At 62.2% G+C, this 10,379-nt stretch carries 13 protein-coding genes; 10 read left to right on the top strand and 3 right to left on the bottom strand.

The window, feature by feature from the left end; translation table 11 throughout:
- Positions 1-15 precede the first annotated feature (15 nt).
- Positions 16-441, bottom strand: coding sequence for a DUF3597 domain-containing protein (locus tag WG901_RS22315; protein WP_339589341.1), 426 nt, complete (start codon positions 439-441; stop codon positions 16-18).
- Between the two features lie 133 nt (positions 442-574).
- On the opposite strand from WG901_RS22315, the gene WG901_RS22310 reads away from it, so the two are divergent.
- From WG901_RS22310 to WG901_RS22290, 5 genes are all read left to right on the top strand, one after another.
- Complete coding sequence (locus WG901_RS22310) at positions 575-1,147, top strand: DUF4142 domain-containing protein (protein ID WP_339589340.1); 573 nt, start codon at positions 575-577, stop codon at positions 1,145-1,147.
- A 206-nt stretch (positions 1,148-1,353) separates the two neighbouring features.
- Entirely contained in the window at positions 1,354-2,772 is a 1,419-nt protein-coding gene (locus tag WG901_RS22305; RefSeq protein WP_339589339.1) for an MFS transporter, read from the top strand.
- Positions 2,773-2,889: 117 nt separating this feature from the next.
- Positions 2,890-3,144 carry a hypothetical protein gene (locus WG901_RS22300; protein ID WP_339589338.1) on the top strand — a complete coding sequence of 85 codons (255 nt, stop codon included), beginning with the start codon at positions 2,890-2,892 and terminating at the stop codon, positions 3,142-3,144.
- Between the two features lie 188 nt (positions 3,145-3,332).
- Positions 3,333-3,512: a hypothetical protein gene (locus WG901_RS22295; protein WP_339589337.1), complete on the top strand. Its 180-nt coding sequence runs from the start codon at positions 3,333-3,335 to the stop codon at positions 3,510-3,512.
- A 234-nt stretch (positions 3,513-3,746) separates the two neighbouring features.
- Complete coding sequence (locus WG901_RS22290) at positions 3,747-4,235, top strand: GFA family protein (protein ID WP_339589336.1); 489 nt, start codon at positions 3,747-3,749, stop codon at positions 4,233-4,235.
- Between the two features lie 162 nt (positions 4,236-4,397).
- Here WG901_RS22290 and WG901_RS22285 read toward each other — a convergent pair whose 3' ends face one another.
- Positions 4,398-4,628 carry a hypothetical protein gene (locus WG901_RS22285; RefSeq protein ID WP_339589335.1) on the bottom strand — a complete coding sequence of 77 codons (231 nt, stop codon included), beginning with the start codon at positions 4,626-4,628 and terminating at the stop codon, positions 4,398-4,400.
- Between the two features lie 147 nt (positions 4,629-4,775).
- Positions 4,776-5,732: a cation diffusion facilitator family transporter gene (locus WG901_RS22280; RefSeq protein WP_339589334.1), complete on the bottom strand. Its 957-nt coding sequence runs from the start codon at positions 5,730-5,732 to the stop codon at positions 4,776-4,778.
- Positions 5,733-7,050: 1,318 nt separating this feature from the next.
- On the opposite strand from WG901_RS22280, the gene WG901_RS22275 reads away from it, so the two are divergent.
- The 5 genes from WG901_RS22275 (at position 7,051) to WG901_RS22255 (ending at position 10,376) form a co-directional block, all read left to right on the top strand.
- The gene (locus WG901_RS22275; protein ID WP_339589333.1) at positions 7,051-7,503 is read left to right on the top strand and encodes a PA2169 family four-helix-bundle protein; all 453 of its coding nucleotides are present in this window, start codon (positions 7,051-7,053) and stop codon (positions 7,501-7,503) included.
- A 73-nt stretch (positions 7,504-7,576) separates the two neighbouring features.
- Positions 7,577-7,933 carry a PRC-barrel domain-containing protein gene (locus WG901_RS22270; protein WP_339589332.1) on the top strand — a complete coding sequence of 119 codons (357 nt, stop codon included), beginning with the start codon at positions 7,577-7,579 and terminating at the stop codon, positions 7,931-7,933.
- Between the two features lie 66 nt (positions 7,934-7,999).
- Positions 8,000-9,259, top strand: a complete 1,260-nt coding sequence (locus WG901_RS22265; protein ID WP_339589331.1) for a cation:proton antiporter — start codon at positions 8,000-8,002, stop codon at positions 9,257-9,259.
- A 283-nt stretch (positions 9,260-9,542) separates the two neighbouring features.
- Positions 9,543-9,869: an entericidin EcnAB gene (locus WG901_RS22260; RefSeq protein ID WP_339589330.1), complete on the top strand. Its 327-nt coding sequence runs from the start codon at positions 9,543-9,545 to the stop codon at positions 9,867-9,869.
- A 309-nt stretch (positions 9,870-10,178) separates the two neighbouring features.
- On the top strand, positions 10,179-10,376 hold the full coding sequence (locus WG901_RS22255) for a hypothetical protein (protein WP_339589329.1): 198 nt from the start codon (positions 10,179-10,181) through the stop codon (positions 10,374-10,376).
- Positions 10,377-10,379: the final 3 nt, after the last annotated feature.

The following is a 10,379-nucleotide window of genomic DNA, read 5'->3' as shown; positions in this document are numbered from 1 at the left end:
TGGCGAGCGCCGACATCACGGCCTGAGACTGTCGGGCACCACGCCGCCGTTGTCGGCAAGTTTTTCCATAACCGCGCGGTGCAGCGCGATGTTCTGCTCGGCGCTGCCGTCGGCGCCGGCAGCGACTCCGAGCTCGTCGCCCAGTTCCTTGCGCGCCGTCAGGCTAGGATCGAGATCGAGCAGTTTCAGCAAGTCGACAATCGACGACTTGTAGTTGCCGCCGTGATCGCCTTTCATCGTGGCCATGGCTTCGAGCACGGCGCCGACATCGACCGGCGTAGGCGCCGGTGCTGTATCGACAGGCGGCGTTGCAGCTGGTGTGGTTGCTGGCGATGCTGCGCTCGGCGCGGGTACCGGGCTCGCTGGCGCCGCGCTCGGTGGGGCAGCCTTGGCGCTATCGTGATGGAAGATCTTGTTGAGAATATTGCCGAAGATGCTCATGCGCGCGCTCCCGAGGTTGCTGTGTCACAGACCGAACGCACGAGCGCCGCGAAAGGTCGCGGAACGTGTGGGGGCTGCCGCTCGTTGAGGTCGAGACAGCCGCGGGCACCGCGGCGAGAGGAGCCTCGAGGACATGAAGAACACCCTGATACTGGCCGCATCGCTTGCGGCAATCGCGCTTGGTGGCTGCAGCAAGAAGGACGAGACCCCGACCGTCGCCACCGACGTTGCGCCCGACGTAGCCGCGAGCGACCCGATGGCCGGCGCAACCGCAACGCCCGCTGCAAGCCCGGCGCAGGCTTTCGCCGACGCTGCGGCGACGAGTGACATGTTCGAGATCGAAACGTCCAAGCTTGCGGCGACCCAGGCCGGCGCGGCCAAGGTCAAGACCTTCGCCGAACAGATGATCAAGGCCCACACGGAATCCACCGCCAAGCTCAAGATCGCCGCGTCTGCCGCTTCGCCCGCCATCACGCCGATGCCGAGCATGACCGCGATGCAGCAGCAGACGCTGGCCGATTTGCAAGGCAAGTCGGGCGCCGACTTCGACAAGGCCTATGCGGCCGCTCAGGTCGACGCCCATCAGATGACGCTCGACGCGCTCAAGGCCTACGCCGCGAGCGGCGAGGCTGCCTCGCTCAAGAGCTTCGCGGGCGGGATGGTGCCGACCGTCACCGCCCACCTCAACATGGCAAAAGCGCTCTGATTGGGCGAAGCTCGGTCGCCTCTTTGCCCGATCGTGGTGGGGCGACCGTTTCTGCACGAAAGCATTTGCGTCCACGCGCGGCGACCATCGCATTCACCGGTTCGTGCGTTTAGGGTCGCAACCGAGGCGGCAATGAGCCTCATGGTGCTGCCGAGCAAGGGAGGTGAGCGGTGACCACGCCTCTGTCCCAATCCTGCGATGCGGGCGTGGCGCGATCGGCGGTCGGGCGCACGACCGCCAATCCGAACTGGACCATCGCGGCGACCATGCTCGCCTCGAGTCTCGCCTTCATCGACGGCTCGGTCACCAACGTCGCGCTGCCTGCGATAGGCAAAGACCTGGGCGGCAGCGCCAGCGACCTGCCCTGGGCGATCAACGCTTATCTGCTGCCCTTATCTGCGCTGCTTCTCATCGGCGGAGCGCTCGGCGACCACTACGGACGGCGACGGGTTCTGATCGTCGGGGTCGCACTGTTCACCCTCGCGTCGATCGGCTGCGCGCTGGCGTCTTCGCTCGCGGCCCTGCTCGCCTCTCGCGGATTGCAGGGCATCGGCGCCGCGCTGCTGCTGCCCAACAGTCTAGGCATTCTCGGCAGCGCCTTCGCAGGCGAGGCGCGCGGCCGCGCGGTCGGCACCTGGGCCGCGGCCGGCGCGATCGCGAGCGCGGTCGGACCACCGTTCGGCGGCTGGCTGATCGATACGGTCGGCTGGCGCAGTATCTTCTATCTGAACGTACCCGTCGCCCTGGGAGCGATCTTCATCTTCCTGCGCTACGTCGCCGAAACCGAACGCAGCGAAGGCACGCTCGACTGGCGCGGCGCCGCGCTCGCGACCGGTGGGCTCGGTCTGCTGACCTGGGCGCTCACATCCTGGTCGACCCGGCACGAGATCTCGGCATTGGTCGGGACTACGATCGCAGCCGGCGTCGCGCTCCTCGTCCTGTTCGTGCTCAATGAGAGGCATTTGCGCGATCGGGCGATGATGCCACTGGCGCTGTTCGCCTCGAAGGCCTTCGTCGGGCTCACGGTGCTGACGTTCCTGCTGTATGGCGCGCTCGGCGGCCTGTTGATGCTCTTGCCCTATCTGCTGATCGTGGGCGGCGGTTACACCCCGACCGAGGCAGGCCTCGCGCTGCTGCCGTTCTCGATCGTCATCGGCGTCACCTCGCGGCTGACGGGACGCCTGACCGGGACGATCGGGCCTAAATGGCCCCTGACGATCGGCCCGATCGTGACCGGGGTGGGTTTCGCGCTTCTCATGCGCGCCGATCCGCAAGCGAGTTATTGGACGAGCGTGCTGCCAGGCATGGCGGTCGTGGCGCTCGGCATGGCGGGCGCCGTGGCTCCGCTGACCACGGCGGTGCTCGCATCTGTCGACGAGCGACATAGCGGGACGGCTTCGGGCTTCAACAGCGCCATCTCGCGCACCGGCGGGCTTATTGCCACGGCGCTCGCCGGGGCCGTGATCTCGCAAGCTGGTGCGCAGCTCGTCGGCGCTTTCCAGGCGGCAGCGCTTGTTTCGGCGGTGTTCGCGCTCGCCGCGGGCCTTACGGCCTTTGTAACGCTCGGGAATGAGCAACGAGGACTGGAGAAGCAGACTGACCCAGCGGACGCGCGCAGAGGCTAGTCGATCCAGAGACCATGCTTGCGATACCGGTCCTCCAGCTGCTCTTCGGCGTGCGCATCAAAGGTCTGCTCGTCGAGACCAATCTCCGATCACACCCATGACGTTTTCGAGCCGAGCATGATGGGGACCGGCGAAGGCGCCTGGAGCAACCCCGCTGTCGATTGCCGGAGCGAACGGTTGGATGAAATCGGGATGATCGGGCGCGAGCATCAAAGCGCTCTAGCGCGGGCGGCGCAGAAGGTTCTCTCGCCGGCACTTGCGGCAACCGTCGCCGTCTTCGATCGAGGCCTGGAAGGCCATCGTCTCACCCGGAACGGTCAGCGGGCCCATGCTCGCGAACGCATCGAACTTGAGCCATCGCCCATTCAGTGAACGACTGCCGCTTTCAGGCCGCGCCTATTCTGGAGCCACCGTCCGCAATGTCGGAGACATCCGCACGAGAATGAATCGTTACCCACGCGACCAAGGTCTAAGGGTTTCCCTTATGCGATGGCGACAGACCAATCCGTTTCGGACATATTGAAACGGTGCCAAGTGCAAAACTGGTCCGCGTTTGGAACGTGGACCTCGTGGAATGTGTGGCCGCCTGGGATGCGGTCGTCATCCGTTTCTTTATGTCCCCCAATCGAGATCTGGAAATCTCCTGCATTCTTGCGGACGATTTCAACCTTGAAGATCAATGCGAGATGGCTGGCGAAGCCATCGACGCGATTAAACGCAAGCTGCTTCGCTCCTTTTAGCCATCAGCGGCCATGCATCCAGACTTGTCCAACCGACATCCCGCGCCGAGCAGGCCTGACTCCCCCTCGCGCATTAGCTGCGTATCGGACTTTTAGCTGGCGGCGGTCACCATGCAGGATTGCCTCGGACGCATGGAAGAGAGGCCTCGCGGATGCCCATCGGCTCGCGCATGACTGCTATGTCGGCGGAACCCGCGCGCAGGTCAGCGGTTTCCCGGCAGAAGGGAGCCAGCCATGCCTCTGAAGCTCAAAGGATCGTGCCGCTGCGGCAAGATTGGCTTTTCCGCCGACAGCCACGCACCAGTTCCGTTCATGCGATGCTATTGTTCGATATGTCGCAAGACTGCGGGTGGAGGCGGATACGCAATCAATCTTCATGCCGACAAAACTAGCCTCAGGATCGAGGGCAAGACGTCCGTATTCCACGCCGAGCTGGACAACAGCAAAGGTCAATGCCGCGTCAGCACGGGGGAGCGGCATTTCTGCAGTGGATGCGCTAGCGCGCTGTGGGTCTTCAGCCCGGAGTATCCCGAGCTCTTTCATCCATTCGCCTCGGCCATTGAAAACGAACTTCCAAAGGCCCCGTCGCTCGTCCACATGATGCTCTCGTCAAAGGCGTCGTGGGTCGAGCCAGACATCGGCCCAAACGACCAGCGTTTCGCAGAATACCCGGACATCACACTAGAGGACTGGCACCGAGCGCACGGCCTTTGGATGGATTAGCGTTCAGCGTCGTTGAGAGCCGTTCTGGCCAACACATGGGGCAGTGAGGCAGCTCAGACGTTCATGAAGGTATGGCCATCAGCCTCATGAAAGTTGGGTGCTTCGAAGATTGCCGGTCTGGCCCGGGAACGGCAGAAATGTCGGCGATCCAGACCCTTGTCCTCATCCGGCCGTCACAATCGAATGTTCAAGTCGAACATCGTCGAGCAGCCGCTCGATCGCGGCGCGTTGCCCATCGGTGCCGCTTAGTCTGACATCCCAGTTGCAGTGGGCATGTGTCTGCGTGTCGCGCACGATCACCTTGCCAAGCGCCCGCTGCCATGTTTGCGAGGTGCCGCCCCTCTCCCGAACAAGGCGGGCGATAATCAGATGTTCGAGATCGGAGGCGGTCATGCCGCGCGCTTAACCGATGTCGCCAGCCAGACAACAGGCGTGCCCGCGCAAGATCGATGGAAAACGTCGACTTTCGAGGATCATCTGCGGAGCGGCAAGTGTCGGGCAGGTCAGGGCGACGCGCCGAACGCTGAGCTGCGCGGTCGATCAGCGCGCAGGTGTTGGAATTTGGTGCAGACCACGGTCCGATCCGAATTTGCTGCCCGCGTCTTCGTGTGGACGGACGTATAGCCGATAAACGCTTGGAAACTCCGCCTGGATATCCTTTTCCATCTGGTCAATCATTCGCTCGACATCGCTTGCCGTCAGGCGATTGTCGAAATCGACGTTAATGGCCGCGACAATCTGGCTCGGAGAATTGTGTATCGTCATAATCTCGCCGATTCCCATCACACCGCTGCGCACTATGGTCCGGCGAATTCCCGCAATTAGCTCGGGGTCAGCGGCTTCGCCGATCAACAGGCCCTTGGCTTCCCGTGCGAGGAATATCGCGACGAAGCCGAGCAGAAGACCGATGAGGATCGACGCGATCCCATCAAAGCGAGGATCGCCCGTCAGCTGCGAGATCGCCAGACCGATGGCTGCAACGACGATCCCGACCATCGCGGCGCCGTTCTCGAGCAACACGATGACAGTCGTCGCGTCCTTGGTCGATGTCAGCGCCTGCCACCAGGACTTGCCTCGCCGCGCGCCATTGAATTCCTTGAAGGCCGCTACGGTCGAGCCGCCTTCGAGCACGAACGCGATCGCGAGGACGCCGTAGGCGACCAGCGGCGCGACAGCCGGTTCGGGCTCGACCAAGTGGACGATGCCCTCGTAAACCGAAACGCCGGCGCCCAGGGCAAAAACGAGCAAAGCGACGACGAAGCTCCAGAAGTAGAGCTCGCGGCCGTAGCCTGCGGGATGCGCCGCGTCGGCGGGCTTGGCCGCACGTTTCTGCCCGTACATGAGAAGAACTTGGTTGGTGCTATCGACGAGGCTGTGCACACCTTCAGTCAGCATGGCCGACGAGCCGGTGATGCCGGCAGCGACGAACTTGGCGACCGCGATCCCGACGTTCGCCGCCAGGGCGATGATCAGGACCTTCGAGTTTTCCGCCTTCATGCCCGGTCAAACGCCCCGCGGACGAAGGAGTTCAAGTCAGGGCGGTATTTGTCTCGCCGGCCTGCCAATGCCGCCAATGCTTGCGGATCAAGGTCCAAGGAGCCGGGCATGTGGCAGCAGGTTGAGAGGGATGAGCACGGACATTCACGATCTTGAGCTGCACATGGCGGTGGCCGCTGCCGCCATGGATCTCAAGGAGGCGCGCGGGAACTGATGCCCGGCCATGTGTCGGCCGCCGGCCTGGCGCTCTGCCTCGCCTTCCTTGGTTTGATGGCTTTGCGCCAGATCGCGGTTCGGCGGCGGCTCGGCCGCCCGACTCTGCCGCGGTCTGCCGGCGAGGACGATGCCCCCTTGCCTACGCGCTATCCATTGCCGGCGTGATGATCAGGGCGTTCGGCATCGTCGTCGCCGGGATGGTCCCGGCGCTGCGACTGGTAATTTAAACGCTCCATGCGACGCTGATCGCCGCGGCCTCGGATAACAGGTAGCTCGAAGCCCGTATCGCACGGCGATATGGGTTTGGGCTCGCCGCCGTTCGATCCGACCGATTTGGATGCATGCTTATCTTCGGTGAGGACAAGGCGGGTCGAACGCCTGCACGGTGTCGTAAGCAACCTTAGCGACCCCGCGTCCGTTCACTCTGCGACCTGCGAACCATTTCGCAGGGGACATCGCGGAGCAGCCACAATCGATATGCACCAAGACCCAGTAGGTCGAGCCTATGAGCTCGCGATCGAAGGGAGCTGCAAAGACTTGAATGACATCGAGCGTCAGCTCCGAGGAGAAGGTTATCTCAGAGCATCAGATCAGCTGACTGGCCGTCTTTTACGCGATCAGCTTGTCGCTGTGATCGATGCCAGACGCCTATTCGAGGCGCGGTCGATCTAACAAGTGCCAAGCTCTCTTGTCGCGCCGATCAGAGGCACCCGGACTTGGATTGTGCTTCAGGCCGCCGGACTGCTTAAGCCGACTCGACCGATAAAGACTGCGTCTGGTCGAGACGATACGACCCTCGCGACGGAATAGATCGATGGCATTGCTAGGCAATACGCCCATCGCGGCAAAGCGACTGCAGCGGGTATCTCAGCGTTTTTGCGCCTTGCGAGCAGTGTAGCGGGCGTCGCGCTCTGCCTCAGCTCTTTCGCAGTCGCCACTTGGGCCAGCCAGCCTCGGCTGCTCGCGCTAGCCCGCCGGCATCGCCTCAAGCCCGCCTGAGCGTTTCTCGCTCGGTTCACTGCTCGTCGCGTTTCCCCGCGAGACCGCGGAACGGGGCCTGACGCCCGGCGTTCAAGCTGCTCCCCATACAAGGAATTTTCCCATGACGGCACACAGCAAGGACGTGAGCGTCCTCAACACCCTGATCGCTACTCTCGTCGACAGCATCGACGGTTATCAGAAGTCAGCAGGCGACATCGACAACCAGGCGCTTGCCGACAAGTTCAACGCGCGTGCGCGCGAACGGCAGTCCGCTGTCACCAAGCTACAGGCCGCGGTGGCCACCGCAGGCGGAAAACCGGAAGATGACGGCACTTTGCTTGGAGGCGCGCATCGTGCGTTCCAGAGCTTGAAGGAGACGGTCATGAGTCGCGACGACAAGGCGATCGTCTCGGAAATTGAGCGTGGGGAGGACTACCTCAAGAGCAAGTTCGAGACGGCCTTGGCCGAAGCCGAACTCTCGCCGGCCGCACGCGATGCCGCCGAGCAAGCTTGGCAGTCAGTGAAGGCCGGTCACGACGAGATGAGCGCCCTCAAGCATTCGATGGGCGACTGATGCTTCTGGCCCGAGCTGGACGCGGTGACTGGCTCGGGCAACTTGTCGAAATCTGAATCGGGGAGCGGCCCTAATGAGCAACATACTCAAGAATGAGGCGCTTCTCGCCGAAGCTGAGGTCACGGGATTGATCGTCCGATCACGCGACGGCGACAAGCTTGGTCACGTAAAATCGCTCTTAGTGAATAAGCAAAGCGGACAGGCGATTTACGCGGTGCTCAGCCTGGGAGGGTTTCTCGGTCTCAACAAGAGCTATTATCCAGTGCCTTTCGAAACCATCGCCTATGGCATAGCAGAGGATGATTACGTCCTCACGATCGACCGCCGACTTCTCGAAGGCGGTCCAAGCTGGGCGAACAACGCTCCCGACTTTGACCAGGCCTATGCCGATCGCGTGTCGAGCTACTATGCCGCTTCACCGCAGATTTGACCGTTGACGTCGCTCGGTCTCGCCGGACCAGAGCCCTACATCCTGTGGCTTACGGGCGCTGGAATATTGATCGCCCTGGTTGCATGGCTGCCGCTCGCCTTAAAGCGCCTGCCACTCTCGCTGCCGATGATCTGTATTGCGATCGGGGCGGGTATTTTCTCTCTTTCCGACGTCGCGATGCGCCCGCTTCCGCAAGCCTACCCATTCATCACCGAGCGGCTCACAGAATTTGTCGTCATCATTGCTCTCATGGGAGCGGGTCTCAAGCTCGACCGGCCCTTCGTGTGGCACAGATGGAGCGTCACTTGGCGACTGCTCATCGTAGCCATGCCACTCAGCATCGGGGCGATAACGCTCGTCGGCGGTCTCGGAATTGGATTGGGATGGACTGCGGCCTTGCTCCTGGCAGCGAGCCTTGCCCCCACGGATCCGGTCCTCGCAGCCGATGTGCAAGTCGGCCCTCCTAGAACCGGACAGGAGGACGAGGTCCGTTTTGGGTTGACGTCCGAAGCCGGGTTCAATGACGGCCTTGCCTTTCCTTTCGTCAACTTGGCGATCGCGCTCGCTGTATCCGAGCAGAGCGGAAAGCCGTGGCTACAGCACTGGCTCCTGCACAGCGTAGTTTGGGAGGTGGTTGCGGGAGCCGGACTTGGCTGGCTCATCGGGCGGTTGTTCGGCTGGCTGACCTTCAAGGTGCCCGCAGAGACCAAGCTGGCCAAGACGGGTGACGGGCTGATCGCAATATCGGCCACGTTCGTCTCCTATGGGATCACCGAAATCCTGAACTGCTACGGGTTCCTGGCAGTTTTCGTGACGGCTCTCGCTCTGCGCAGATCTCATCGGGATCACGATTTCAACTATGAGATGCATGCCATCACCGAGCAGATCGAGCGCCTCGCTATGATGCTCGTTCTTATATTTTTTGGCGGAGCTATAATCGGCGGCCTGCTCGTGCCTCTAAGATTTGAGGACTGGATCGCCGCCGCTGCGATCATTCTTCTGATACGTCCCGCCGCAGGCATGCTGGCCCTCGCCGGCTTGAAAGCCGCCTTTCGCGAGAAGCTCATGCTCGCGTTCTTCGGCATACGTGGTGTCGGCTCGTTCTATTACCTGGCCTATGCTCTCAATCATGTCGACTTGCCGCTCTCGTCGCGGCTCTGGGCAATCGTCGGTCTCGTCTGCCTGCTATCCATCCTGCTCCACGGCCTCACGGTCACGCCGTTGATGCGATCGCTCGACCGCAGCCGAGGACGAAATCCCGATGATCTGGAAATCCCGCCACCCGGTCTACCCGGTCCGGCTGGTCACGAGCGCTTAGGCTCATGATCCATGCTCAAATCGTAAGAGCAATGAGGTGGCCTGCTGAAAAGAGGACTGCGACACGCATCCCAGGTGACCGATCAGGTAGCTTACGACCGACAAATCTGTAGCTGGCCGCTGTAAGGCGAGCCGAATGGTCTTGGCCCGCGCCAATGAGTGCCGCCCTAGCGCCTGTCACGCCGGCTTAGGTGAGGTGCGCAACGACCTGGTGGTCGGAGGAACTATGTGTCTCAGCAGCGATTTAGAGGACACGGCAACCTAAGGCGTTGTCGCACCGGAAGGGGATTTCATGAAAAAGATCATTCTCGGCGCCACGACCCTACTTGCGTGCCTATCTCTGGCTGCGTGCTCGGAAAAGACCCAGGACGCCGCGGAAAATACTGCACAATCTGCAGGCAGTGATGCAGCCGCGGCCGGTGTGGCTGTCGGGAATGCTGCAGAAGGCGCGGCAAACGCGGCTGGCAACGCGGCTGAGCGGGGTGCCGGCGCGGTCGCCAATACCGCCGACAAGGCTGCCGCCGCCACCGATGAAATGGGAGCAAAGGCCGAGGCGGAACGCGCCAAGGTTGAGGCAAGCGCCCACAACGAGAGCGTCGCCGAAGCCAAGAAAGATTAGCGGCGGTTCGAATGGCGGCGGTGGGAGTGGACCCTTGCCGTCGCCGTCTGAATTTCGTCGTTGGCTCGCGTTCCGCGGGTGCGCGCGCCGAAAGCCGCGTCACACTATTGGCAACATCGCAGTGACGAGGAGCGGCTTCAAGGCCTCCGACGTACTCGACCCGGCTATCAAGTCAGCAGACATCGAGAATGTTATGCGGGCTGTCGTCTACCCATGCGAGCGCTCGCGCGATGCGGTTACTTCCATAAAGTGTGCAAGCCTGCGACGGATGAGCGCAACAAGTTTTACGCAAGCCGGAGCGGAAACCCGATGCGCAAGCCAATGACATTCAGGCTTGATTTCGAGCTTTTGGAAAGAGCACGTCGCCACGCCATCGCGGAGAACCGGAGCCTCGCCAACTACGTGGAAACAGCGGTGTTACGTGAAGTAGAACAACGTGACTCAATTCTGAACGGCCAAGCCCGGAAGATCGCCGAGCTTGCGCAAGCTGATACATTCGGAACATAAGCG

This window comes from Novosphingobium anseongense (assembly GCF_037482895.1).
Taxonomy (GTDB): Bacteria; Pseudomonadota; Alphaproteobacteria; order Sphingomonadales; family Sphingomonadaceae; genus Novosphingobium; species Novosphingobium anseongense.
The sequence above is the reverse complement of the archived record's forward strand: the minus strand, read 5'-3'. Positions and strand labels throughout refer to the sequence as shown.

Excerpts from the sequence above, each read along its gene's own strand:
- WG901_RS22285 (WP_339589335.1), bottom strand. The coding sequence starts at position 4,628 with ATGACCGCCTCCGATCTCGAACATCTGATTATCGCCCGCCTTGTTCGG.
- WG901_RS22260 (WP_339589330.1), top strand. The coding sequence starts at position 9,543 with ATGAAAAAGATCATTCTCGGCGCCACGACCCTACTTGCGTGCCTATCT.
- WG901_RS22310 (WP_339589340.1), top strand. The coding sequence starts at position 575 with ATGAAGAACACCCTGATACTGGCCGCATCGCTTGCGGCAATCGCGCTT.
- WG901_RS22255 (WP_339589329.1), top strand. The coding sequence starts at position 10,179 with ATGCGCAAGCCAATGACATTCAGGCTTGATTTCGAGCTTTTGGAAAGA.
- WG901_RS22300 (WP_339589338.1), top strand. The coding sequence starts at position 2,890 with ATGATGGGGACCGGCGAAGGCGCCTGGAGCAACCCCGCTGTCGATTGC.
- WG901_RS22315 (WP_339589341.1), bottom strand. The coding sequence starts at position 441 with ATGAGCATCTTCGGCAATATTCTCAACAAGATCTTCCATCACGATAGC.
- WG901_RS22280 (WP_339589334.1), bottom strand. The coding sequence starts at position 5,732 with ATGAAGGCGGAAAACTCGAAGGTCCTGATCATCGCCCTGGCGGCGAAC.
- WG901_RS22275 (WP_339589333.1), top strand. The coding sequence starts at position 7,051 with ATGACGGCACACAGCAAGGACGTGAGCGTCCTCAACACCCTGATCGCT.
- WG901_RS22270 (WP_339589332.1), top strand. The coding sequence starts at position 7,577 with ATGAGCAACATACTCAAGAATGAGGCGCTTCTCGCCGAAGCTGAGGTC.
- WG901_RS22290 (WP_339589336.1), top strand. The coding sequence starts at position 3,747 with ATGCCTCTGAAGCTCAAAGGATCGTGCCGCTGCGGCAAGATTGGCTTT.